This window comes from Chitinophaga costaii (assembly GCF_900094705.1).
Classification (GTDB): domain Bacteria; phylum Bacteroidota; class Bacteroidia; order Chitinophagales; family Chitinophagaceae; genus Chitinophaga; species Chitinophaga costaii.
Map to the genome: position 1 here is coordinate 190,916 of NZ_FMAR01000003.1, position 23,510 is coordinate 214,425.

At 47.2% G+C, this 23,510-nt stretch carries 21 protein-coding genes; 8 read left to right on the forward strand and 13 right to left on the reverse strand.

Annotated elements, in window-relative coordinates; translation table 11 throughout:
• Nucleotides 1-132 precede the first annotated feature (132 nt).
• The 3 genes from GA0116948_RS05990 to ubiE all read right to left on the reverse strand — a co-directional run bounded on the left by GA0116948_RS05990 (nucleotide 133) and on the right by ubiE (nucleotide 3,042).
• A complete protein-coding gene (locus GA0116948_RS05990) occupies nucleotides 133-1,476 on the reverse strand; it encodes a dihydroorotase (RefSeq protein WP_089710087.1) in 1,344 nt (447 codons plus the stop codon).
• 142 nt (nucleotides 1,477-1,618) lie between these two features.
• Complete coding sequence (gene porT, locus GA0116948_RS05995; RefSeq protein WP_240619132.1) at nucleotides 1,619-2,323, reverse strand: type IX secretion/gliding motility protein PorT/SprT; 705 nt, start codon at nucleotides 2,321-2,323, stop codon at nucleotides 1,619-1,621.
• Nucleotides 2,296-3,042: a bifunctional demethylmenaquinone methyltransferase/2-methoxy-6-polyprenyl-1,4-benzoquinol methylase UbiE gene (gene ubiE, locus GA0116948_RS06000; RefSeq protein WP_089710091.1), complete on the reverse strand. Its 747-nt coding sequence runs from the start codon at nucleotides 3,040-3,042 to the stop codon at nucleotides 2,296-2,298. The genes porT and ubiE overlap by 28 nt, the downstream gene beginning before the upstream one ends.
• A 99-nt stretch (nucleotides 3,043-3,141) precedes the next feature.
• Between ubiE and yihA the strand changes: the two genes are divergently transcribed.
• Nucleotides 3,142-3,750 carry a ribosome biogenesis GTP-binding protein YihA/YsxC gene (gene yihA, locus GA0116948_RS06005; protein ID WP_089710093.1) on the forward strand — a complete coding sequence of 203 codons (609 nt, stop codon included), beginning with the start codon at nucleotides 3,142-3,144 and terminating at the stop codon, nucleotides 3,748-3,750.
• 154 nt (nucleotides 3,751-3,904) lie between these two features.
• Here yihA and GA0116948_RS06010 read toward each other — a convergent pair whose 3' ends face one another.
• The 4 genes from GA0116948_RS06010 to GA0116948_RS06025 all read right to left on the reverse strand — a co-directional run bounded on the left by GA0116948_RS06010 (nucleotide 3,905) and on the right by GA0116948_RS06025 (nucleotide 6,584).
• Nucleotides 3,905-4,378: a ribonuclease H-like YkuK family protein gene (locus tag GA0116948_RS06010; protein WP_089710095.1), complete on the reverse strand. Its 474-nt coding sequence runs from the start codon at nucleotides 4,376-4,378 to the stop codon at nucleotides 3,905-3,907.
• A 283-nt stretch (nucleotides 4,379-4,661) separates the two neighbouring features.
• Entirely contained in the window at nucleotides 4,662-5,036 is a 375-nt protein-coding gene (locus GA0116948_RS06015) for a CoA-binding protein (protein WP_089710097.1), read from the reverse strand.
• A 19-nt stretch (nucleotides 5,037-5,055) separates the two neighbouring features.
• Nucleotides 5,056-6,003, reverse strand: coding sequence for a TIGR01777 family oxidoreductase (locus GA0116948_RS06020; RefSeq protein WP_089710099.1), 948 nt, complete (start codon nucleotides 6,001-6,003; stop codon nucleotides 5,056-5,058).
• A 74-nt stretch (nucleotides 6,004-6,077) separates the two neighbouring features.
• The gene (locus GA0116948_RS06025; RefSeq protein WP_089710101.1) at nucleotides 6,078-6,584 is read right to left on the reverse strand and encodes a GbsR/MarR family transcriptional regulator; all 507 of its coding nucleotides are present in this window, start codon (nucleotides 6,582-6,584) and stop codon (nucleotides 6,078-6,080) included.
• Between the two features lie 362 nt (nucleotides 6,585-6,946).
• Between GA0116948_RS06025 and GA0116948_RS06030 the strand changes: the two genes are divergently transcribed.
• Nucleotides 6,947-8,425 (forward strand): T9SS type A sorting domain-containing protein, encoded by a 1,479-nt coding sequence (locus tag GA0116948_RS06030; RefSeq protein ID WP_089710103.1) that lies wholly within the window; start codon nucleotides 6,947-6,949, stop codon nucleotides 8,423-8,425.
• A 119-nt stretch (nucleotides 8,426-8,544) separates the two neighbouring features.
• On the opposite strand, the gene GA0116948_RS06035 is transcribed toward GA0116948_RS06030, so the two are convergent.
• From GA0116948_RS06035 to GA0116948_RS06050, 4 genes are all read right to left on the reverse strand, one after another.
• The gene (locus GA0116948_RS06035; protein WP_089710105.1) at nucleotides 8,545-10,194 is read right to left on the reverse strand and encodes a pyruvate dehydrogenase complex dihydrolipoamide acetyltransferase; all 1,650 of its coding nucleotides are present in this window, start codon (nucleotides 10,192-10,194) and stop codon (nucleotides 8,545-8,547) included.
• A 199-nt stretch (nucleotides 10,195-10,393) separates the two neighbouring features.
• Entirely contained in the window at nucleotides 10,394-12,337 is a 1,944-nt protein-coding gene (locus GA0116948_RS06040) for a DNA polymerase III subunit gamma/tau (protein WP_089710106.1), read from the reverse strand.
• Between the two features lie 71 nt (nucleotides 12,338-12,408).
• The gene (locus GA0116948_RS06045) at nucleotides 12,409-13,575 is read right to left on the reverse strand and encodes a hypothetical protein (RefSeq protein WP_089710108.1); all 1,167 of its coding nucleotides are present in this window, start codon (nucleotides 13,573-13,575) and stop codon (nucleotides 12,409-12,411) included.
• 187 nt (nucleotides 13,576-13,762) lie between these two features.
• Nucleotides 13,763-14,362: a hypothetical protein gene (locus GA0116948_RS06050; protein ID WP_089710110.1), complete on the reverse strand. Its 600-nt coding sequence runs from the start codon at nucleotides 14,360-14,362 to the stop codon at nucleotides 13,763-13,765.
• 100 nt (nucleotides 14,363-14,462) lie between these two features.
• Between GA0116948_RS06050 and GA0116948_RS06055 the strand changes: the two genes are divergently transcribed.
• Complete coding sequence (locus GA0116948_RS06055; protein ID WP_089710112.1) at nucleotides 14,463-14,996, forward strand: GNAT family N-acetyltransferase; 534 nt, start codon at nucleotides 14,463-14,465, stop codon at nucleotides 14,994-14,996.
• An 81-nt stretch (nucleotides 14,997-15,077) separates the two neighbouring features.
• Here GA0116948_RS06055 and GA0116948_RS06060 read toward each other — a convergent pair whose 3' ends face one another.
• Nucleotides 15,078-16,457 carry a DUF6600 domain-containing protein gene (locus GA0116948_RS06060; protein ID WP_089710113.1) on the reverse strand — a complete coding sequence of 460 codons (1,380 nt, stop codon included), beginning with the start codon at nucleotides 16,455-16,457 and terminating at the stop codon, nucleotides 15,078-15,080.
• Nucleotides 16,458-17,064: 607 nt separating this feature from the next.
• On the opposite strand from GA0116948_RS06060, the gene GA0116948_RS06065 reads away from it, so the two are divergent.
• From GA0116948_RS06065 to atpC, 3 genes are all read left to right on the forward strand, one after another.
• Entirely contained in the window at nucleotides 17,065-17,541 is a 477-nt protein-coding gene (locus GA0116948_RS06065) for a DUF4279 domain-containing protein (RefSeq protein ID WP_089710116.1), read from the forward strand.
• 208 nt (nucleotides 17,542-17,749) lie between these two features.
• Entirely contained in the window at nucleotides 17,750-19,249 is a 1,500-nt protein-coding gene (gene atpD, locus GA0116948_RS06070; RefSeq protein ID WP_089710119.1) for a F0F1 ATP synthase subunit beta, read from the forward strand.
• A 21-nt stretch (nucleotides 19,250-19,270) separates the two neighbouring features.
• Nucleotides 19,271-19,516, forward strand: coding sequence for an ATP synthase F1 subunit epsilon (atpC, locus tag GA0116948_RS06075; protein WP_089710121.1), 246 nt, complete (start codon nucleotides 19,271-19,273; stop codon nucleotides 19,514-19,516).
• A gap of 555 nt (nucleotides 19,517-20,071) precedes the next feature.
• Here atpC and GA0116948_RS06080 read toward each other — a convergent pair.
• Nucleotides 20,072-20,629 (reverse strand): YqgE/AlgH family protein, encoded by a 558-nt coding sequence (locus tag GA0116948_RS06080; RefSeq protein WP_089710517.1) that lies wholly within the window; start codon nucleotides 20,627-20,629, stop codon nucleotides 20,072-20,074.
• 605 nt (nucleotides 20,630-21,234) lie between these two features.
• Between GA0116948_RS06080 and GA0116948_RS06085 the strand changes: the two genes are divergently transcribed.
• The gene (locus tag GA0116948_RS06085; RefSeq protein WP_089710123.1) at nucleotides 21,235-22,620 is read left to right on the forward strand and encodes a sensor histidine kinase; all 1,386 of its coding nucleotides are present in this window, start codon (nucleotides 21,235-21,237) and stop codon (nucleotides 22,618-22,620) included.
• Between the two features lie 68 nt (nucleotides 22,621-22,688).
• Nucleotides 22,689-23,501 (forward strand): HesA/MoeB/ThiF family protein, encoded by an 813-nt coding sequence (locus tag GA0116948_RS06090; protein ID WP_089710125.1) that lies wholly within the window; start codon nucleotides 22,689-22,691, stop codon nucleotides 23,499-23,501.
• The last annotated feature ends 9 nt before the right edge of the window (nucleotides 23,502-23,510 follow it).

A 23,510-nucleotide genomic window follows, 5' to 3' on the forward strand; every position in this document is an offset into this window, starting at 1 on the left:
TGATAGGTAATAGCGGCTGGCAAAAGGTGCCGCCACGCTGGCCCGTTTAACAATGTAAAACAATTCGGCCGTTTTGGCCGTGCGTCATCATAAAGATGCAAAAAGCCGGAATTTTACCACGCACCGGTTATTTTACAAATCAAATAGCAGGCGATGTCCCTGTTGCTGCTCATGGAATACACCGTTTTCATATGCCAGGTGACCGCTTACAAAAGTATGGGTTATGGAGGCAGGAAAGGTGTGTTCTTCAAATGGGCTCCAGCCGCATTTATAAAGGATATTAGGGGCATTCACAGTAGTGGCCTGCTGCAAATCCACGATCACACAATCGGCGTGATAACCTTCGCGCAGGAAACCACGTTCGCGGATGCGGAAAAGGATGGCCGGCGCATGACTCATTTTTTCCACCACTTTTTCTATGGAAATATTTCCCTGCTGTGCGTTCTGGAGCATGAGCAACAGGCTGTGCTGCACCAGGGGAATACCACTGGGAGCCTGCAAATAAGGCTGCGCTTTTTCTTCGCGGGTATGTGGCGCGTGGTCTGTGGCAATTACGTCCAAACGGTCGTCCAGTAAGGCTTTCCAGAGGGCGTGTTTATTATGCTCGGCTTTGATGGCGGGGTTGCATTTGATGTTGTTGCCATAACGGGCATAATCATCGGCAGTAAAGTAAAGATGATGCACGCACACTTCGGCAGTAATGCGCTTTTCGGACAGGGGCAGCATATTACTGAACAATTGCAGCTCTTTCTCCGTGGAGATATGTAAAATGTGGAGGCGGGAATGATGTTTTTTGGCAAACTGTACTGCTACCAGCGACGATTCAAAACAGGCCTCCTCATTGCGGATCAGCGGGTGATCGGCAACGGTGAGGTGTTCGCCCTTTTCCTGTTTGAACTTTTCCAGGTTAGACCGGATTATTTTTTCATCCTCGCAATGGGTGGCGATGAGTAGTTCAGCACCGCTGAATATTTTTTCCAGCGTGAGGTAATTATCCACGAGCATGTTGCCGGTAGAAGATCCCATGAATATTTTTACACCGCAGACGCGGTCTTTTTTATCATTGGTGCGCAATACCTCTTCGGCGTTATCATTAGACACGCCCATAAAAAAGGAGTAATTGGCCAGGGAATTTTTGGCGGCGATCTCGTATTTGGCTTCCAGCAGCGCCTGGGTAATAGCTTCCGGTTTGGTATTAGGCATTTCCATAAAGCTGGTGGTGCCGCCGGCCACGGCTGCCCTGGCCTCGGAATAAATAGTAGCCTTGTGGGTAAGCCCCGGCTCTCGGAAATGCACCTGGTCGTCTATCACGCCGGGTAGCAGGTGCTTACCTTCTCCATCTATCTCGGTATGGGCCGCTGTAACGCTAAGCTGTGGCGCCATGCGGTGAATGCGGCCATCTTTAATCCATACGTCCTGTACGGTGCTCAGGCCTTCATTGACCACCGTGATATTTTTGATGAGGTAGTTTTCCATTTGGCAAAGTTAGGGTGAAATGTGCATCGTTAGAAAAAACGAATGGGCAAATTCCTGCCAGGCATAATTTACCCCGCCTTCCAAAAAAGTAATTGAGTGGCCGAGCGCTCCTCAATAGCCGGGCATATTTATCAGATAATGTTTATCCTTCCAGGTGGATGGAAAATACCAGCATGCGGGAATGCAACTGATCGATCACGTTGGAATAACGCAAATTTTTGTCCGGGGCGTGTACATTGCCCAATCCATTGCTGATCTTAAATTCTGGCGAGAAGATGAAGCTTTCGAAATAAAACTCAAAACCCGCACCCAGCTCAAAGCCATAGTCGCCGCTTTTCACTTTTACCAATTCCTCAGCACGTTTTGCTCGCGCATTAGAGGCCAGGTCAAAGTCGTATTTAAGCCCTGCAATAGTGTATACGCGCAGGTTGCCAATGCGGTCTGATTTAAATTTTACCTGCAGCGGAAAGCTTACCAGGATAGACTCAATGTTTTTGGTGGTAGTGGGCGTTTCGCCGTAGGTTTCGCTATAGTATAAATTTTTGGAAGCAAAGACCAGTTGGGGATTAATGCGCAGATCAAAGTGTTCAGACAGGCGGGCATTGGCCAGCAGCCCAAGGTTAAAGCCAAAGGTTTTCAAAGGCTCTGCCACGTTAATAGAGTCGGTGGCAAGAAAACGTTTGGAGTGCGATAATTTGTAAAAAGATTGATTGGTGGCCAGGGTAATACCAAAGTAATAGGGCTTGGCATCATGCTCCAGCATATTCAAATTTTGTTGCGCCGATGTCTTAACAGACAGCGTCAGCAACAAACCTACTACTAGCGCGATGCGCTGTAAACCGAACAAATGCCGAATGTGAGCGTTTTGCATGTAACGTCCTGAAACCCCGTGTTTTTTAAAATATTAACCATAATGGCTCCTTGCGGGAAGGCCTTTACCGATGAGGGTAGGTAGCTGTAGGCCGCCTTACTTTTGGAAACGAGTTTCCCGATCAACGGCGTAATATAACGAAAGTAAGTATTGTATAATTGTTTAATAGGGAAAATTGTGGGGTTGGAGAATTCCAGTATCACCAGTTTTCCCCCTGGTTTAAGCACGCGCTGCATTTCGGACAGGCCCTTTTCCAGGTTTTCAAAGTTGCGTACGCCAAATGCTACCGTTATGGCATCAAACGTAGCATTGGGGGCGCTTATTGTTTCACTGTCGCCGGTTTGGAGGGTTATTTTGTTGGTGAGACCCAGTTTTTCAATTTTCTGTCGGCCATGAGCCAGCATGCCTTCAGAAATATCTATGCCCAGGATCTTGTCGGGATGCAGCATTTTATTAGCCATTATGGCCACGTCGCCAGTACCGGTGGCCACGTCCAGTATGTATTTGGGGCGCAAAGGCTTCAGGTAACGCAGGGCTACCTTGCGCCAGTAAATATCTATGCCGAGCGACATAAACCGGTTCAGGAAGTCGTACCGGAAAGCAATATCGTCAAACATCGTTGCGATCTGCTCCTTCTTGCTTAATTTTGACGCCTGGAACGGCACTACCTTTGTTGCAATTTCTTTTTCCGCCATAGCTGGCAAAGTTAGCATAAAGAATGTTTGCTTGCTTGCAGGAAAAGCAGGATAAATCAGAAAGCCGGTCCGCTGTGTAACAATTTAAGTGAAGTAATTATGCTCATCAAGACATCAGAATATCTGATCAGTAATGAATTTTATGATAAATGCCCCAAGCCTAACCTGCCGGAGTACGCCTTCATAGGCCGTTCCAACGTGGGTAAGTCTTCCCTGATCAATATGATCGCCAACAATGAAAAGCTGGCCAAAACCTCTGGTACGCCGGGTAAAACTACGCTGATCAACCATTTCCTCATTAATAAAGATTGGTACCTGGTGGATCTCCCAGGTTATGGTTATGCCAAGCGCAGTATGTCTCAGCGCAAAACCTGGGAAAAAATGATCGAAAACTACGTACGCAAGCGCGAGAACCTGATCAATGTTTTTATATTAGTAGATAGCCGCCACAGCCCACAGGCGCTAGACCTGGAATTTGTAAACCAGCTCGGTGAGTGGCAGGTGCCCTTCACCCTCGTTTTCACCAAGGCCGATAAAAGTACCCAGGCCGAGGTGAGCAAAAATGTAAAAGCCTTTTTAAACCGTCTCCGCGAAAACTGGGAGTTCCTACCCCAGCACTTTGTAACCAGCACCGCCAAGAGAATGGGCCGAGACGCCATCCTTGGTTTCATCGATGAGCAGAACGCCATGTTCCGCGGCATTGCTTAATAAAAAGCGGGATGAAGAAAACCAATAGCGTATACAGTAGCAGATACAGCTGAAATGGTCAACAAATCGTGTTTTGAGTAGGGGCGACAAAGGCATATGATGCGGGACACGCATCAGCAGGGTAGGGTTAAGAAAAAAACAGCCTTTCCTTAGATCAGTTTACGATCTTGTTTGCACAGCTACTGCTCGCAAAGGCTTCCGGCTTGGCCTTGAAGGCAAAGCCCATCCCGAGGATGTAACCCATGGCCTCCCGTAGGGCCAGGTTGCTTTTGAACTGGGGATTCGTGTTGATGTCGGCATGCACTTCCATATCTACGTCATACTCGGTGAACAGGTCGCACAGTTCATACGCGATCTCAATACTGCGCGCTACTTCCACCAACATTCTTTCTTTGATAGAATACACATCCCGGGTTTTTTCGTTGTGGATGAACATAAAACCGCCATGTCCTTCGCGCAGGAACACGATCACGGTGGCAAATTCAGTTTCCAGTCCTTTTACCTGGGAATCTGTACCAATGCATACTTTGAGGCGATAGTTCTGCCCTGTTTCGCGGATAATGGCAGCTCTCACTTCATCTTTAATGGGCAGGTGAATAGGATCACCGTTGAATCTTCTCCATTGCATATTGTTCTTATTTAGTGATGAGAATAAGCAAATCCCTAAAACAATATTGCCAGTCGGATGATAATGCCGTAAAGCGTCTGGGTCGTTGCGTCCAATTTCATCTAATATACGAAAAAACAACTGGCTGCTTAACTTCTAAACTATTTCATAAAGAAGAATGTTAATTAAATGTGGATTAGCCTGGAAGCAGGCGCTGGTAATGGGTTTGAGGGAAATGGTGAAATATAAAAAACTCCAGCGTAACGGCGCGGGAGCTTTGTAAGGTGTATAAAATGCGGTGAAATTAATACTGACCGGTGCTCAGCAACACCAGCGTACAGGCGTAAGGGTGTTCTATGCCTGCCTGTTGTGCCAGTTTTACCAGCTCAGGATTTTCTGTTCCCGGATTAAAAATAATGCGTTTGGGATGCAGGGACAGGATGTAATCGTAGTACTGTTTTTGTTTTTCCGCATTCATGTATAACGTTACCGTATCTACGTTGTCCAGTGCCGGATGGGCCGCCGTGATAAGTGTATCGCCAATTACGCCTGCGCGCAGTCCAATGGCCACCACGGGATGCCCATGTTGGGTGAGGCGATTCACCGCCAGGTAGCTGTACCGGTCGGGATGGGGGGATGCCCCAAGGACTACTGTCAATTTGCCTTGATGATCTGCCATAAGCTGAAGCTTTTGCTGTTTAAAAAAGATGGTAGCTGCGTCGTGGCAGTGCCTGTACAATGTTTACCATAGCGGGTTTCAGTTCGGGCCATTTAAAGGTATAGCCTTCCGCCCTGGCCCGCGCAGGTATTACCCAGCGGCTCTTTAACAATAACTCAGTTTCCGTGCCAATCATCCAGGCGCCTATTTTCAACATCCAGGTGGGAGCTGGCAGGCCTACGTGGTGGCCGGTGGCGGCACGCAAAGTTTGCATAAAGGTGCGGTTGGGTACCGGGTTGGGGGCGCTGCAATTGTATACGCCCTGTGCCGCAGGATTTTCAAAGGCCCAGGCCATCATGCGGCATACATCATCTATATGCACCCAGCTATACATCTGCTTTCCATTGCCCTGGTGGCCCCCCAGGTAGTATTTTACCAGGGCCAGGTATGGCCCCATAACACCGCCCTCTGCTGCGCCAAGGGTAACAGCGATGCGTAGAATTATTTTTCGTGTATGCGGTAACGTTAGATCGTTAAAAGATTGTTCCCATTGCTTACATACCTGAACAGAAAAATCGTTCTCTATTTCGCCGGTGGTTTCGTCCATGGGGCGATCCAGGCTGTAACGGTAAATGGTAGCGGAGGCCGCGTTTATCCATACCTTAGGCGGTTGCTGCAGGTTTTGTACGGCTTGGCTAAGGGCTTTGGTGCTTTGGGTGCGACTGTCGAAGATGGCTTGTTTGTTTTCGGGGGTATAACGGCAGTTTACACTTTTACCGGAGAGGTTAATAAGCAGGTCGGCACCTTCCAGGTGTTGCTGCCAGGCGCCGGCACGCTGGCCATCCCACAACACATAACGGGTGCGGTGGTGATTTTCTTTGGGGTGGCGGGCCAGTACGATGATGTCGTTTTCTGCGCCAAAATACTGCACCAGGCTTTGCCCGATGAAACCAGTGCCGCCGGCGATAATGATTTTTTTATTTTTCATGGCAGGAAAAATTTGAATAGTCTAATGAAAGTTCAGAAGTTTCAAGAAATATTGAAATATTATACCAAAAAAATTTATTTTAGCATTTTCAACAGCGTTCCATAAAACCAGTTTTCTTCTGATTTAATGAGGGCGGTGAGGGCGGTGTCTGCGCTCTTGGCAAATTTGTTAATGCCTTCGATGGATTCACGGAAAGCTTTTACATTTTTGTCTTTGTTATCGCCTTCTACTTCGGCGAGTTGATGCAGTACTTTCAAAATAGGGTCCAGCTCACGTTTTTTGCGTTCGCGGGTAATCAGCGACACTACTTTCCATATATCTTTTTCAGCTACAAAAAATTCTTTGCGTTCCCCTGGTATGAGTACTTTTCCCACCAGGCCCCAGTTAATCAGTTCCCGCACATTCATATTAGTGTTACCCCGGGAAATGTTAAGCTCCGCCATGATCTCATCGGCGCTGAGCGGACCCGGCGTAATGAGCAGCAGGGCATGCACCTGGGCCATGGTACGGTTAATGCTCCATTGCGCGCCGAGTGAGCCCCATGCCTGTATGAACTGTGCTTTAGCTTCTGGTAACTTCATGTGACAAATGTAGAATAAGTTTTTGAACTTTCAAAATATTGTGAAAGATGGATGGGTTAAGGGAAGCTTACATAGGAAAAAGGGTTTATTTTTCAATGGAGGAGGCATATTATAAGAAAGTTATCCCGGCGCTATATATTCATTAAATATTTATGTAATTTCACTATGTAAGGCGTAGATATCCATTTTGATTTTGTGCCCATGGGTATCTTTTAGCGGGATATACTTTCACAAAACTATCCAAACTGATTTACAAGTTGTTTGTATTCCGGTAAGCGTATTACAGGTCACCCAAAAACGGCATACCCGGTAATTAGATAGCTTCATCATCATCATCCAATTATACCCTTAACGTTAACGCTATGAGAATTATTTATTCACTTCTGTTTGTATTGATGTTTTTGGCCACCGGTAATCGCATGATCGCTCAAGCGCTGACGTCAGCTACCACCCAACCCTGTCCGGGCGTGCCTACCTATTATACTTACACTGGGCCGGCGGTTACTTTTCTTACCTTCGAATCCGCTCCCTGGGGAACGATTACGAATCTTACCACAACGGGAGATGGCACAAGCGCAAACATGTATATCACCTGGGATAATGTTACAACGGGCACTGTAATTATAACCTACAAACCTAAAGATGCAAATCCTGCTTACCCTAATCAGACAAAAACGGTTAATTTCAACGTTAAAGGCCTGCCAGTAGATGCTAGTGCGTATCTGGTACATCCACCAACACTTGCCTGCGATTACCGGGGCAATGTTTCGTTTAGTTGTAACGTGCCGGGGGCGACCATGTATACGTTCAATAATAATTATGGCTGGCCAATGTCCAATCCAAGTGCTGGAAATTTTATTATGTTTGTAGAGGGAAGCTCTTCTCCAGAGATCCAAATCACCGCAAGTAACGGATGTTCTTCAATAAGCTCTTCGTCAAGGTTTAATCTTTACCGTTCGGGCCCATCCGTTTCATATGGAGGATCAATCAACACTCCTGATTTACCCACCATGGGCTTTTGTAATAATACGGTGGCCACTTTCATTGCGCCCGTGTATTCCATTGCAAACTCCTATACCTGGAATGCAGACAATTCCAATATTCTTATCAACGGTCAACATCCGCCGGTGACCGTCAACGGGGTCAATAATACCACTGTAACAGTAGAACAGGATGATAAAACACAGACAAATTACATGACCTTCGTGACGGTAAGGCCTAATATAGATCCGACACTAGGGTGTGCGGACAATACTTCCACATTGTCGAGATTAATTCATGTAGGCGGCTACACGGTGGTGGCGGTGCCGTCGGTTGGTACTAATGGGGAGCATGTGTCAATCACTTTGCCGCTTGTTCGAGGTGCAACACAATATACCTGGACAATGGATGGTGTAGAACTAGGTACCACAACCACTCCTCATTTTAAATTCAATTATACAAGTGATTGTTCTTTTCATACATTTGTAGCCTATATTGATCGTCCAGCCTGCGGAATCTCGCCATCCGTGGAAAACAATACTATTCTCTGCCGTGGTATTGAGACCTACCCCGCCGTCAAGACCGGAAAGACGGACATAGCTGGTAATATTAAGACTGTCGCCGCTGTTATGACGGTTTTCCCCAATCCCGCCAATGACAAGATCAACGTATTGGTGCCCGTCGAATACCTGAATGGTCTCATCCGTGTGTATGACGTACATGGTAGTGTAGTAAAAACGGTGTATGGCAATGCCAGCAGTATATCCGTTGACGTTGGCCACCTGCCCTCCGGCTTATATATCATTAGCCTGGAAAAGGGCGTGCTGGAAAAACAGACAGTCAAAATCGTAAAACAATAACCTGTTTCATCGAAAAATGGGTCGTTATCCCTTTTTTTCGTCTTTTTCTTCCCCCTGTAAAAAACAATAACGGCGTTCCGCAAAGAACGCCGTTATTGTTTTTAAAACGATTTTTAAGACTATACAAGCATGGTCACCGGGCTTTCCAGGAAACCTTTCAGCGTGGCCAGGAAACGTGCGCCCACAGCGCCATCCACGGAACGGTGGTCACAACTGAGGGTAAGTTTCATAATGTTAACAGCTTTGAACTGGCCTTTCTCAGACACTACCGTTTCTTTGATATTACCTACAGCTAGGATAGCAGAATCTGGCGGGTTAATGATGGCCGTAAATTCGTCTATACCCAGCATGCCCAGGTTAGACACCGTAAATGTGTTGCCGGTAAAATCGTTGGGCTGTAGTTTTTTATTCTTGGCCTTGTCGTACAGTTCTTTCGCATCGGCGGCGATCTGCGACAGGGTTTTAAAATCAACAAATTTAATCACCGGAACAATCAGTCCTTCCGGCAGTGCCACGGCAGAGCCGATGCTGATATGGTGGTTCTGGCGAATAAAGTCGCCCATCCAACTGCTGTTTACATCCGGATGTTGGCGCAAGGCCAGGGCGGCAGCTTTGATCACCATGTCGTTGAAGGAGATCTTCACTGGCGATACTTCATTGATGGCTTTGCGAGCTTCAATGGCTTTGTCCATGTTCACATCTATTTTCAGGTAGAAATGTGGGGCCTGGAACTTGCTTTCGCTGAGGCGTTTGGCGATCACCTTACGCATAGTAGTAACCGGTATGTCGGTAAAACTTTCCTGTCCGGCAGGAGCTGCGGCTACGGCGGGTTTGCCGGTAGTAGCGGCGGCGGGAGCGGCTGTTTTGGTGGCCGGCACAAAGCTGTCTATATCACGTTTCACGATACGGCCAGCATCACCGGAGCCGGGTACCTGGGAAATATCGATGCCTTTTTCTTCGGCTAGTTTTTTAGCTAGGGGAGATGCTTTTACCCTACCATTGCTGGTAGTGGATACAGCTACGGGAGCAGGAGCGGCCGTATTGGCGGCTGCGGCAGGGGCGGTAGCCGCAGGCGTTGCTGCGCTGGCTGCGGATGCTGCAGGGGCGGCGGGTGCGCCTTCAGCGCTGAGAATGGCATCTACATTTGTGCCGGGTTTGCCTACTATGGCCATGATCGCATTTACCGGAATAGCTTCGCCATCTTTTACCCCGATGTAGAGCAGGGTACCCTCTGCATAACCGACTACTTCCATGGTGGCTTTATCGGTTTCTACTTCTGCCAGTACGTCGTCGCTCTTCACGGTGTCGCCTACTTTCTTCAGCCAGGAGGCAATTTTACCTTCTTTCATAGTATCGCTGAGCAGCGGCATGCGGATCACGGTAGCGTTTTTCAGTGCTTCCTGTGCGGCGGCATTGCTGGCCGGTGCGGGTGCAGCAGGGGCGGGAGCCGGTGTGGCTTCCGCTGCCGGTGCGGGGGCTGCGGAAGGAGCTGGGGTGCCAGTACCTTCCAGCAAAGGTTTGAAATCTTCACCGGGTTTGCCTACAATGGCTATGATATCATTTACTTTGGCTGCTTTGCCTTTTTCGGTGCCGATATAGAGCAAGGTACCTTCTACATAGCCTACGACTTCCATGGTCGCCTTATCTGTTTCTACTTCAGCTATTACGTCGTCCGATTTTACCGTATCGCCCACCTTTTTATGCCAATCTGCAATCACCCCTTCTTTCATCGTATCGCTCAAGAGGGGCATTCTGATAACTTCTGCCATAGTGCTTTGTCGAAATTTTGCCCAAACCTACATGTTTTTGCGCAAAAAGTGAAAGGAAATTAGCGGTGGAACAGGTGCTTGCCTGGTGCAGAATGTATGCCCAAAAACAGGCAGCAGACAGGAGCTGTAAGCAGAAAAGGCAAAAACGATTTTGCTTTTGCCTTTTCTTAATATAAATAAGTATTTAACTATTAAACGGTTAAATATCAAGTTCCAGGTTCATCCGGTCTTTCAACTCTTTTACCAGCGGGTATTTTTCTATCATCTTGGCCAGTTGTTCACGGCTGGAAAGCGGCACCGGGCCGAGGTCGGCAGGCGCCTGCGATTCATCGAGATGAAAAGAGACAATGAGGGACGGATTTTTGAATTTGGATTTGAAAAATTCAGAGATGCCAAGTTTTTCTTCTTCCATAAAACGCAACTGCACAATATTGCTGCTGGTCATTGTAATCTCGTGGGGCGGTTGCAGCCCCAGAACGGCGAGTTGAAAGTTACTCACCACGGTCATTTTATTGGCTTGCCGGAAGCGGTCTATGAATTCATCCCAGTACACGTGAATGGCACCCAAGGTAAGGGGAATGCGTTCCTCGGTGATCGTGGCACTTTGCTGGGCGGCCATGGCTTGCTTCATGGCTGCCAGGCCGGTGAGTTTGGCATTGCCGGCAGGAGCAGTGGTGGCCGGGCGTGTGGTGGCCGGCGTTGGGTTACCAGCGGTATTTTGGGCGGCTGTGCCGGGGTAATTCGGCTCGGTCGCTGCCACGGTAATGGGCCGGGTAGTAGTTGTATGAATGTTTGCGGACCCTGCATCCGGCTGTGTGCCATTGGAATGGGCAGGTACATTCGCCGGAGGAGCCGGGGCAGTGGGTGTTTTAGGCGTTTCAATCGTTAAGCGGGCTTCCTGCTGGGCTATACTTTGCGTGGTGGCAGGTTGTCCGGCCTTGGGTGATATTGCGCGGGCAAAGGGTGCACGAAGTTTTTGCGGGATGCTGCCATCAGGCACTAATTTTTTTTTTACTACCTCGCCGCTATCGTCGCTGCTGAGGGTGATGGCCTGCTGTAAAAAGCAAAGTTTTATCAGCGCCATTTCCACATGCAGGCGTTTGTTGCGCGCCAGGCGGTAGTTGATCTCCGTTTCATTGAGCAGGTGCAGCGCCGTGATCAGGTAAGCAGGGCTTACGCGGACGGAGAGCTGTTTGTAGCGCTCCCGCAGGTTGCCCGATACTTCCACCAGGTGTTGCACTTTATCTTCTTTACAAAGCAGCAGATTCCGTAAAAATTCGGACCAACCATTCAGGAAATTATCGCCTTCGAAACCCTTCTGTAGGATCTCGTCGAAGATGAGCATGGCCTGGGCCACATCCTGTGCAAGCACCGCTTCCATAACCTTGAAAAAGTAGTCGTAGTCCAGAATGTTCAGGTGTTCCAGCGTGTTGGAGTAGGTAAGGTGGCCCGCCGTGAAACTCACAATCTTGTCCAGGGTGCTAAGCGAGTCGCGCATGCAGCCATCCGTTTTCTGGGCTACCAGGTGCAGGGCATCTGGCTCTGCCTCGATATGTTCTTTCTGGCATATTTCGGCCAGGTGATCTACCGTATCCTGTATAGTGATGCGTTTGAAATCGAATATCTGGCAGCGGCTCAGGATGGTGGGCAATATTTTATGCTTCTCCGTAGTAGCCAGGATGAAGATGGCGTAGGAGGGTGGCTCTTCCAGCGTTTTAAGGAACGCATTGAAGGCCGATGAACTGAGCATGTGCACTTCATCGATGATATAAATCTTGTATTTGCCCGCTTGTGGTGCAAAACGCACCTGTTCTACGAGGGTACGGATATCATCTACCGAGTTATTGGATGCGGCATCCAGTTCATGAATATTAAATGATGCGCCATCGTTAAAAGATACGCAGGAGTGGCATTCGTTGCAGGCTTCACCATCCGGCTGCAGGTTTTCACAGTTGATGGTTTTGGCCAGAATACGGGCACAGGTAGTTTTGCCCACCCCGCGCGGGCCGCAGAACAGGAATGCATGCGCCAATTGATTATTACGAATGGCGTTCTTTAAAGTAGTGGTAATGTGTGCCTGGCCTACCACCGTAGAGAAATTCTGCGGGCGGTATTTACGAGCCGAAACGATAAAATGCTCCATAGTCAATCAGCTACAAAATAACGGAAAATTCAGTCAGCAATTCGGATGCGTATTTTTTACATACATATGGCTTACTCCGCCAGTATAGGATGTCGTTTAAAGGGCTTGCTTCGGTCAAATAGATAGCGGTAGGTCGTTAAGGTTCGGGATCTTACTGCGCCGAGGTGGGCCGCTATGTTGATCATCTTCGGATTAAAATCACCTATCCATTGCATTTCAAAGTCTAAATAGGTTTTCCCGCTCTGTACGTTATTGGCACCTTCAATGATCAGGTAAGCGTCTATCCCTTTGGCCTGGTATTCAGGGATTACGCCAAATACAACACCAGTAAGCTTGTTGTTCTTTTTAAAAGCTTTCAGCCAAAGGAACTGGAGCTTCTGGAGCAGGCCAAATTTGCCGTGCAGGTATTTAAACCACTGGTTTAGTTCCGGGAGATTCAACCAGCAGCCAATGGGCTGCCCATTGTGATATACAAACCACACTGTTTCTTCGTCTATCACCGGTTTCATGCTCTCAAATATCTTTACCGCCTGCGCTTTAGCCATGTCTTTGCCTCCGCCGTGGCCGGCCCAGGCTTTATTGTAAATAATGGTAAAGTCTTCGGCAAATTTTTCCAATTCCCCTTTTTTAAAATGCCGGGCAGTATATTCCGGGTTGGCAGCTATCTGGGCATGGCGATTAAAGAATTTTTGGTGCAGTCTTTTCCGTAAATCCATGCTCAGGCACACCTGGTTAAAGAAGGGTAGGAAGCCATAGTTTTCCATCAAGGATTTGTAGTAGGGAGGATTAAAGTTCATGCAATAGAGTGGTTCGTGAAAACCTTCTACCAGCAAGCCCCACCACCTATCGCGCTCGCCAAAGTTTATAGGCCCATCCATAGCGCCCATGCCTCTTTCCTGCAACCATTGTTTGGCCGTGTCGAATAGCAGGTTGGCGACTGCCTGGTCATCGATGCTATCAAAGAAACCTACGCCACCGGTGGGCTGTTCGTCGCCTTTGTTCTTGTATTTTTTATTAACAAATGCAGCGATACGCCCAATGGGTTTTTTATGGTCATCCAGCAGCACCCAGCGAATGGCTTCGCCGTGGCGGAAGGCCTTGTTTTTATTTTTGTCGAAAATCTCTTCAATATCTTTATCCAGTGGCTGTATCCATGCCGGATTGCCTTTGTTGATGGCCACATGCACGTCGAGAAATAGCCGGGCTTTTTGCGAAGTGTCTACGATGATCAGTTCCATAACGCAAAAATAGGTTTTACGCGGAGCATTTGAGCATGGAATGTATAGGGGAGATCTTAGCAACCTACAACTACGATGCCTGCTGGCCCTGTGAAAGTCTTTGCCAGTATTCCAGGAACCTTTATCTAAAGAGCGTATGCCGCTCATAGCTATCCTTAGCCGAATGCATGCAATTCCCCCCGGATCTTTAATTGCCCGCACACTTCCAGGGGTCGGGGCTACCAGCAGGCGCTATTTTGTCGTACGCCCAGCAAAAGTTGAGGGATTGGCTGGTAATGCTTACCAGTTTTACGGCTATTTTCACGCCCTTGCGACTGTTGGAGGCGGTAATGGATTGGGAACCTTTTGCGGGTACATTATTAATAGTGTAGGTTTCGGTCTTAAATACATCCCCATTGCTACGCAGGTATTGTACTGCTACCACCACATTATCCAATGAAAATTCTGTTTGGTTGCGGGCGGTGATCTTCAGGTTTTTGATGCCACCCAGCAAGCCAGTATGGTAATCGCTGTTGCTGATAGCAATAAACTGCTGCCAGTTGCGCCGGTAATACTCGCGCTGGTCTACGAAAGTGGCGGCTTCCCGTTGCTGTACGTCACGGCGGTCGGCTATCTGCTGGGCAGTATTACTGGAAAGTTCCATGGTTTTACGCAGGTCACGGGTTTCGTGGGCCAGGCGCTCATTTTCTAGCAGTAGTGTGTGTATGCGTTTTTGCTGCCCGCAGTAACTAAGTATCAGCACAACGGAAAGAATGGCAATGATAAGCAGGTAAACCGGTTGTTTCATGATATGTTAGGAGAAAAAATAGTGCCGGATAATAAAGCCGTAGTGTAATGATATTGCTAATTTTCCTTTTATTTTCCAGGGTAAATTTTTACATTGGAAGATGCCAGTTAATGTCTCGCTTAAGATTGCGTACCCACAAGAAATCAACCCTTTGGTACGCCCCTTGTATGAAGCCGCTTTTCCAAAACAGGAACGCCGCGATTGGGAAGAAGAACTCACTTTGTTAAAGGCTGGAAAGCTAATCCTTATCATCATTGAATACGGGACAGCCTTTGCCGGTTTTCTATTCTGCTGGCCTTTACATGGCTTTCATTTTATTGAACATTTTGCGGTGTTGCCGGAATTGCGTGGTAATCATATTGGCCGCCATGTTATTGCCCAACTTCAGGAGCAACTGGGCGCTTTGGTGCTGGAGGCCAATCCACCCAATGACGGAACCTCCATGCGCCGCCTGCGTTTTTATGAAAATGCCGGCTTCCATCTTTTTCCGCAGGAATACCGGCAGCCACCCTACCGGGAAGGTGATGCCCCGCTGCATATGCGGTTGCTGCACCGGGGGCTTAGCGAAGGTACTACCTTCGAGTCGGTAAGTGCAGGTATCTACCGGGAAGTGTATAAAGTTATCGGACACTAATGATTTTGCATCTATAACAAGAAAGGAGGCTTCCGGTGGAGGCCTCCTTTCTTGTTATGAGTAAAATGTTCGAAACATTCGTTAATCCCGTGTCCTGCTTCCGTTAGACTGTGTTTGGGGTTGACGGGCAGGCTGCGGAGTGGCCTGTCTTTGTGGCTGCTGCACCTGGCGCTGTGGTTGGGATGCAGCGCGTGAGGGCTGCGACTGCCTTTGCGGCTGCACGGTAGGCCTTGTAGCCGTACGCGTACTCGTATTTACCTGGCGTACTGCATTCTGTTGATTATTTGCAGGCCGGGTAGTATTCATGATCCGTTGATCATTATTATTGCCAGTCCCCCGATTGGGATAATTGTTTACTGGCGTACGGTTGGAAGAATTATTGGTCGGCTGTGTAGTAACCGGTGTGCGGTTGGTAATGTTGTTCGTTCGCCCTGTATTGTTTGTTGGCTGCGTGGTCTGGTTTACGTTGCCACGGTTTGGAATACTATTAGCCGGTTGCGTGTTCTGGTTTACAGTGCCACGGTTGGGAAAATTGTTAGCCGGTTGCGTATTCTGGTTTCCGTTACCACGGTTCGGTATATTGTTGTTATTATTGTTGGGTACTGGCGCCGGGCGGTCTGTATTAACACGGCTGGGTACATTATTGTTATTATTATTACCCGGATTCGGGTTGCGAGTTGTGGATCCGCCATTGTTGTTTGATGGTGAGGTATTCCGCACGGAGGGACGATAAACATTCAGGCGGTTGTTGCTTAAGTTCGTAGCGCCGGGACGGTCTACGTTATTAATACGTACAGGTGTTACCCGTGTACGGGTATAACGCTGCACATCCGCTGGCCTTGGGCCACGATTATAGTAATTATTATTGTTTACTACGGTTGTATTGTTAATCACCGTGGTATTATTAATAATGGTCACATTGCGACTGCGGTCCACATAATAATTATGAATATTGGAAGCAGCAATATACCTGCGGGGAACAAAATGCCAGTAATTAGGCTGTAGGCCTACCGTAATGCCCACCGTAATGCCGGGGCTCATAGGCGCCCATCCATAATAATCACCACCGGTACGCCAGTCTACCCAGGCAGGGCTCCAGTCGGTACCAGGTACCCATACCCAGCCATAAGCATTATCGAGCAGCCAACGACCATAGTGGAAGGGGGCCCATCCCCAGGAATAATCGGAAGCCCAGGTCCAGCCGTAATCGGTGTACACCCAGTGGCCATTGGAGGCATATGGCTGGAAGTCGGCCCCGGCATTGGGAATCCATACCTGTCCGTACTGAGGATAGCTTACCCAGCGGCCGTAAGGGCTAAGCTGGTCATAAAATCCATCGATGGACACACTGGCCTGCTGGGGCTGATCGTAGTAGGTCGGCGACTCCGCAGCCGCCTGGTAGGTAGTGCCGCAGGCGCTAAGCAGGATATAGGAAATGAGAAGCATGGCTAATTGTTTCATGGCGACAGTTTTTAAGGTCTGCTATCAGTAATATTGTGATGTTATTTAGACAAAGGTTGCAAAGGAAAGTTACTTTTTCTAATCTCGTTTTAACAACATTTAACGTTACCCTACTTATGCAAATAATGTGCAGGTTCCGGGAGGTTGTTTTAAAGCATGATATTTTATCTTAATTTTAACTTAAGGCAATTATCCTAAAATGCAGGTAGTTGATAAAAGTATAGACCTATAAAATGCAATACCGTATTGCATTTACCAAATTTTTGCGTCTAAAAACCCATCGCTTTTTACGCAGGTAACAAGTTATTTTACCTGCTGCACACCATGATATCACCCCTATTTTTTAAGCAGATTTTAATGGCGTTGGGCTTGCTAAACTGCCAATGGATTATACTAACAGCGGCTATAGACGATTTAGGTTCCTCCCCTGCTTTGCCAAGAGGTAGTAGTATTGACTAAAATCAATAAGCATCAAATACCTCCCATATCCGCTCATGGTCCATCAATATATTATCCTGAAAAAGAATAGGTGGAAAAGGAATATGTATATAATTTAATTTGTATATTGTACATTTAGTGCAGAAATGACCATTCAATAAAACATCGTATGCAGCTACAACAATTATCCCGCGCCGACTTGAAGAAATTGCTGGGAAAATCCAATGGAGAGGGCGTAAATGTAAATCGCATCATGTTAAGCTTTATGGATTTCGATTATGATCCCAATCTGATTACCCAGCAACTGGACTTGCAGCCTACGGGTACTGGTGTGGCAGGGCAGCATTTACCTGGCGTGGAGGGCGCTCCGGAGCAGGTGCAAGACTTTACTTTCTGGAAATATGAATGGTATGTACATGCCAACGATTTTATCGGCGACCTGCTGGACGCCTTTATGCGCGATGTGGTGCTGCCCCGGCTGGACGAACTGCAAGCTATTTCCGTAAACGCCGAAACCACCCTGTCCATTACCCAATATTATCATGATGGCAATAATCCTAACTTCCATTTTACCCGGCAAACCCTGAAGGTATTGCAAAGCATTAATGCCGCTATCGATATGGACATTTACTGCCTGGCGGAATAGACATTAAAATGAGTTAAGAGCGACTTCATAATAAATTTTTATTTTTTATATATAATGCTGCCTGGCTGGATGCCTATGGCCTTGTCATTATTATATGTACAAAACAGGGTCTATATTCCTTTGTATTAAGCTTTTGATTGTGGAGAATTTGCCTTACTTTTGCGGCAAATTTTAGAACGCTACTTAAATTTATAAATCACTAACAAATATGCCTAACGCAGGTAAAATAAAACAAATCATTGGTCCCGTTGTGGACGTGCATTTTGAGGGAAATTTGCCAGAGATCTATAACGCGCTGGAATTAACCCGGGATAACGGCCAGAAACTAATACTGGAAGTACAACAGCACCTGGGGGAAGACAGTGTACGTTGCGTGGCAATGGACTCTACCGATGGTTTGGTGCGTGGTATGGCGGTAGTAGACAAAGGCTCCCCGATTAAGATGCCGGTGGGCGATCAGATCAAGGGCCGCCTCTTCAACGTGGTAGGTGAGGCGATCGATGGGCTTGGCCAGATTGACTCCAGCAATGGTTATCCCATTCACCGTCAGCCGCCCAAATTTGAAGACCTGGCTACGGATACAGAAGTTTTATTTACCGGTATTAAGGTAATTGACCTGATTGAGCCCTATGCAAAAGGGGGAAAGATTGGTTTGTTTGGTGGTGCTGGAGTAGGTAAAACGGTATTGATCCAGGAGCTTATTAATAATATTGCTAAAGGTTACGAAGGGTTGTCTGTATTTGCTGGTGTGGGCGAGCGTACCCGCGAAGGAAATGACCTGATGCGGGAAATGATTGAAGCCGGTATCGTAAAATATGGCGATAAATTCCTTCACGCTATGGAGGAAGGTGGCTGGGACCTGAATGCAGTGGACAAAGAAGCCCTGAAAAACTCACAGGCTACCTTTATCTTCGGTCAGATGAACGAACCTCCCGGAGCACGCGCCCGTGTGGCGTTGTCTGGTCTGACGATCGCGGAATACTTCCGTGATGGCGATGGTTCTGCTACTGGTGGTAAAGACATTCTTTTCTTCGTAGATAATATCTTCCGTTTCACCCAGGCTGGTTCCGAAGTGTCGGCGCTGCTAGGCCGTATGCCATCGGCGGTAGGTTATCAACCCACCCTGGCTACAGAAATGGGTTTGATGCAGGAACGTATCACCTCTACCAAAAACGGCTCCATCACCTCCGTACAGGCGGTGTATGTACCGGCGGATGACTTGACCGACCCTGCTCCCGCTACCACCTTCGCCCACCTGGATGCCACTACGGTACTGGATCGTAAGATCTCCGACCTTGGTATTTATCCTGCTGTGAGTCCGCTGGATTCTACTTCCCGTATTCTTAGCCCCGCCATCGTAGGGGAAGCGCATTACAACTGTGCACAGCGTGTAAAACAGATACTTCAGCGTTATAAAGAACTACAGGATATCATTGCCATTCTTGGTATGGACGAACTAAGTGACGAAGATAAGCTGACCGTTACCCGCGCCCGCCGTGTGCAACGTTTCTTATCACAACCCTTCCACGTAGCAGAACAATTTACCGGCCTAAAAGGGGTACTGGTACCCATCGAAGAAACCATCCGTGGTTTTAACATGATCATGGACGGTGAAGTAGATCAGTATCCGGAAGCGGCATTTAACCTGGTAGGCAATATTGACGCTGCCATCGAGAAAGGCCAGAAACTGCTGGAATCAGTGCAGTAATCATCTCTCTAAATTCAACACATGCAATTAGAAGTATTAACACCGGAAAAGAAGTTGTACACGGGTGAAGTGTATGGCATTCAATTGCCGGGAATAGATGGTTCCTTCGAGATACTAGACCGGCATGCCCCCCTGATTGCGGCGCTGGGCAAAGGAAAGATGAAAGTATTGACCGATAAGAACAATGCCGAATTTTTCACCATCTCCGGCGGCTTCGTAGAAATGCTCAACAACACCGCTACAGTGCTGATTGAAGGAGCAGAATAAAACATACAGATCAGCCATTACAAAATGGCCATAAATAAAATGGGCCGGGTAAGAGTACCCGGCCTTTTTTTTGTCCTAACTATTCCAATCTATGACCCTGTTAATGCCAGCAGGAATACTGGCCGGGATTACCAACTAGTAATTCATTTCCCCTACCAACCAACACCCCGCACATAAAGGATATGCAGCGCTTATGCTGGCGCAGGAGAATGAACAACTGTTCCTAAAAAGTTAAATGAATTGCTACCTGCTCACGGTTACGGATACACGAAAAAGACAGCCAACACGAACTTGCAAATGCAGCAAGATGTTGCTTACAGGATGAAAATCGGGTGGACATATGTAAAGCAGGTGTACTGGTGCTTAGTATGGTATATCAGTATGTTTTTCATAGGTATCTATAAAACAATTATTTAATTAATTGCTGATTCATCGTGCCACACAATCACCTGGGGTTAACGCAACAGATTAGCTAAAGGCGCCGGATATTTCAGCAATATATAAATAATTAATGAGATATTAAAAATAATATCTATGTCTTAGCTAAAAAATGGGTTAATTAAGGGAAGGATCTATCGGGAAATTGGCCATCATAGCGAAATCTTGGCCCATGTTGCGCAGCGATACTTTCCAGATATCCTGTTCTGCCTCTTTAAAAATAAGGCGGGCATTGCCTTCAGAAAGTATCCAGGATTTTTCTTTGAGTTCTTGCTGTAACTGACCAGTGTTCCAGCCGGAATAACCGATGAAGAATTTAATCTTTCCTGGATCTATCTGCCCGCTGTTGATAAGCGTTACCACCTGGTCGAAACGACCACCCCAATGAATACCTGGCCGCAATTGCATGCTCCCTTCAATGAGGTGTGGTAACTCATGTACAAAATGAATGGTATCCAATTGAACCGGGCCACCAAAATACACAGGAATATTCGGTAGGCTGATATCAGGTATCAGCTCGCTTAGTGTTTGTTCAAATAATTTGTTGATAACGAAACCGAAACTACCCTGCTCTTCCTGGTGTTCACATAACAATACCACCGTGCGTGCAAAATTAGGGTCTTTCAGGAAAGGATCCGCAATCAGTAAGGTGCCAGGCATCAGGTTACTACTCATATCAAACATTTTTTACGCCTTCAATCAAATATAACTAATTGAGGTAAGGATTACAATGTACTTTTTGGATATTTTTTGCAGCAGGGATATAAATGATAAAAGCTTTGGATAATGCCTTGCAGTGGGTAGCGGCGGCGACTGTTTAAACATTATTCTGCTGAAGCCGGCAGTAGGTAAACAAAACTTTAAAGCATAAAAAAAGGAGGCTAGAAAACCTCCTTACCATTTTATCAACCAAAATCTAAATCGCTTATGGATGTGATCCATATCGATGTATGTAGAGTCTTTAAGATCGTTTGTTGGGTAATCTAAGACAAATTCCGTTCCAGATTACAAGGACAAAGTTAAGCATAGAAGCAATACAAAGAACAATTTTGTGAAGTTAAACTTACGTTAAAGTGATCTTATATTACACCATTCGTATTGAATGCCAGCATGTATGATTAATTTTGCATTACAATCGGCTGAAAACAATGGGGAACGGCTGTTTAAACGCTAAATTGAGACGCTAAAAAGGATGGGTTCGGGATAAATTTTATCTTGGCAAGTGCTGTTTTAACGGTTATTGTCCTGTACCCCCCCTGCTGCCCGGAAAAAATACTATAATGGCACCACTCAGAAAAACATTTCCCGTCATCCTGGTAATGATGTCGATCTCGCTTTTAGGCATCATCCTTATCCAATTAAACTGGATAAAGAATGCGGCGCTTATACAGAAGGAGAAAATAGAGCAACGTTATGTGGATGTGTCCCATCAATTACGGGATTCTATGCTGCTGCGCGACGCCAAGTTCATGGAACTGAACCTTACTTCCACCTACAATGTACTGGGCAATAACCGCCTTTCTATGGACAGCTATCACTTTGCCTCCAATTACCGGCCACTCAGTTCCAAGTTTACGATTGCCGAGGTGCACGATATGATTTACCGGGGCCTGCTTAAACAACACCTCAATGCCGATAATTTTGATTTTGGAGTAATAGGCCGCTATCCGGATGGATCGGCCTATACCGCCTTGCAAACCTTTAATTTTGCGTCCGTATGGCACCAGGCGTTGGACTCGCTGACAGGAAATGTAAAGGATGGTTTTGCCTTACAGGTGGTACCCCTCAATTCCGAAGATGCTAACTTCCTGATGGCCCAGGAAAACCTGTTCATCGTGTTCAGTGATATTCATTACGACAGGATGCTGTTACTGAAGTCACTGGGATGGATGATCATCGGCAGTATTGCATTTACCCTCATCATTATTGGTGCGTTTGGGCTTACTATCCAAACCATGCTCAATCAAAAGAAGATATCAGAGATCAAATCGGATTTTATCAATAACATGACCCATGAGCTAAAAACCCCGCTGGCCACGATCTCGCTGGCGGTGGATGCCATCGGCAACGAGAAGGTGATGAGTAACCGGGAAAAGATTGGCTACTTCTCCGGCATTATCAAGGAGGAGAATAAACGCATGAACAAGCAGGTGGAAAGTATCCTGCAATCTGCGCTGATAGAAAAGAATGAGATCACTTTGAATCTACAGGCTATCGATGTACACCAGGTAATACAGCACACGGTAGATAACCTGCAATTGCAACTGGCCAGCAAAGACGCCCGGGTGGAATTGCAACTGGATGCTGCACAACCTGTTATTAAAGCAGATGAAGTACATTTTTCCAACGTCATCTTTAACCTGCTGGATAATGCTATAAAGTATTCGCGCCAGCAGTTAGAAATAAAAATTTCTACGTTCAATACCCGCAAAACGGTGGTGATCACTATTGCAGACAATGGCATTGGGATGAGCCGTGACACGGTGTCGCGCATCTTTGAGAAGTTTTACCGCGCGCATACCGGCAATGTACACAACGTGAAGGGTTTTGGCCTAGGGCTGTCTTATGTGAAAGCTATTATCGAAGCGCACAAAGGCAAGATCCGTGTAGAAAGTACACTGGGCAAAGGCAGTAAGTTCACCATGGAATTTCCACAGGAGGGCTGATTGTGGCGAATGCATTATAATTTTGAAGCGCCAGCATTCGGCGCAGGCTTTTTTTTAAAATTCTCAACATGGCATTAACCGAAAAAGAGATCGCGCGTTATAAACATCCTATTGCCGTACCGGGCATGGGTGTGGGCGTTCAGGAGATATTCAAGCAAACCAGGATTTTAGTGGTGGGTACGGGTGGCTTGGGGTGTCCGGTGTTACAGTACCTGAGCCTGTCGGGCATTGGGGTCATCGGCATTGCAGATTATGGGGTCATCCTGGAGGAAGACCTGCATCGGCAGCCTATTTTCCAGATGCAGGACTTGCGCAAACACAAAGCCAAAATGGCCTCCAGCCGCCTTTGGGCCAGTAATCCCTGGACTAAACACTATCCGCTGCTGCTGCAAGTGAAACCGGATAATGTAATGCAATTGTTACAGGGCTTCGATTTGGTGATTGATTGCTCCCAGCACCTGCCTACCCACCTGGTGATTAACGATGCCTGTGTGGTACAGGGTGTACCCTTTATCACTGGCGAGGTGCATAATTGGGTGTCTTGGTTTGGGGGCTTTAACATGCCAGATGGTAAAGGGGGGCGCACGGCTTCCTACCGCTGCGCGGCCGGAACGGTAGACGGCTACCGTAACTACGATGCGGGCTCGCTGGGCGCCACGCATGGCCTTACCGGCCTCGGAATTGTAAATGAGGTCATTAAATATTTAGCGGGTGTGCCTGGTGGCCTGGCGGGCCGTTTGTACCACTACGATCATTTACACAATTCGGTGGAAACGCACGGCATAGTCCCGGATGAGGCCATCATCCTGCAAACGCAGGCGCATGGCCTGCTCACGGCAGCAGCGTATGGGCTGGAGATTGTACCGGATGTGGAGGATTAAAAAGAAATA

Coding starts and splice junctions, on each gene's coding strand:
- GA0116948_RS06080 (WP_089710517.1), bottom strand. CDS start 20,629: ATGAGTAGTAACCTGATGCCTGGCACCTTACTGATTGCGGATCCTTTC.
- GA0116948_RS05990 (WP_089710087.1), bottom strand. CDS start 1,476: ATGGAAAACTACCTCATCAAAAATATCACGGTGGTCAATGAAGGCCTG.
- GA0116948_RS06015 (WP_089710097.1), bottom strand. CDS start 5,036: ATGGCAGATCATCAAGGCAAATTGACAGTAGTCCTTGGGGCATCCCCC.
- ubiE (WP_089710091.1), bottom strand. CDS start 3,042: ATGGCGGAAAAAGAAATTGCAACAAAGGTAGTGCCGTTCCAGGCGTCA.
- GA0116948_RS06055 (WP_089710112.1), top strand. CDS start 14,463: ATGCCAGTTAATGTCTCGCTTAAGATTGCGTACCCACAAGAAATCAAC.
- GA0116948_RS06025 (WP_089710101.1), bottom strand. CDS start 6,584: ATGAAGTTACCAGAAGCTAAAGCACAGTTCATACAGGCATGGGGCTCA.
- yihA (WP_089710093.1), top strand. CDS start 3,142: ATGCTCATCAAGACATCAGAATATCTGATCAGTAATGAATTTTATGAT.
- GA0116948_RS06085 (WP_089710123.1), top strand. CDS start 21,235: ATGGCACCACTCAGAAAAACATTTCCCGTCATCCTGGTAATGATGTCG.
- GA0116948_RS06010 (WP_089710095.1), bottom strand. CDS start 4,378: ATGCAATGGAGAAGATTCAACGGTGATCCTATTCACCTGCCCATTAAA.
- atpD (WP_089710119.1), top strand. CDS start 17,750: ATGCCTAACGCAGGTAAAATAAAACAAATCATTGGTCCCGTTGTGGAC.
- GA0116948_RS06060 (WP_089710113.1), bottom strand. CDS start 16,457: ATGAAACAATTAGCCATGCTTCTCATTTCCTATATCCTGCTTAGCGCC.
- GA0116948_RS06030 (WP_089710103.1), top strand. CDS start 6,947: ATGAGAATTATTTATTCACTTCTGTTTGTATTGATGTTTTTGGCCACC.
- GA0116948_RS06020 (WP_089710099.1), bottom strand. CDS start 6,003: ATGAAAAATAAAAAAATCATTATCGCCGGCGGCACTGGTTTCATCGGG.
- GA0116948_RS06045 (WP_089710108.1), bottom strand. CDS start 13,575: ATGGAACTGATCATCGTAGACACTTCGCAAAAAGCCCGGCTATTTCTC.
- GA0116948_RS06065 (WP_089710116.1), top strand. CDS start 17,065: ATGCAGCTACAACAATTATCCCGCGCCGACTTGAAGAAATTGCTGGGA.
- GA0116948_RS06035 (WP_089710105.1), bottom strand. CDS start 10,194: ATGGCAGAAGTTATCAGAATGCCCCTCTTGAGCGATACGATGAAAGAA.
- GA0116948_RS06090 (WP_089710125.1), top strand. CDS start 22,689: ATGGCATTAACCGAAAAAGAGATCGCGCGTTATAAACATCCTATTGCC.
- GA0116948_RS06040 (WP_089710106.1), bottom strand. CDS start 12,337: ATGGAGCATTTTATCGTTTCGGCTCGTAAATACCGCCCGCAGAATTTC.
- atpC (WP_089710121.1), top strand. CDS start 19,271: ATGCAATTAGAAGTATTAACACCGGAAAAGAAGTTGTACACGGGTGAA.
- GA0116948_RS06050 (WP_089710110.1), bottom strand. CDS start 14,362: ATGAAACAACCGGTTTACCTGCTTATCATTGCCATTCTTTCCGTTGTG.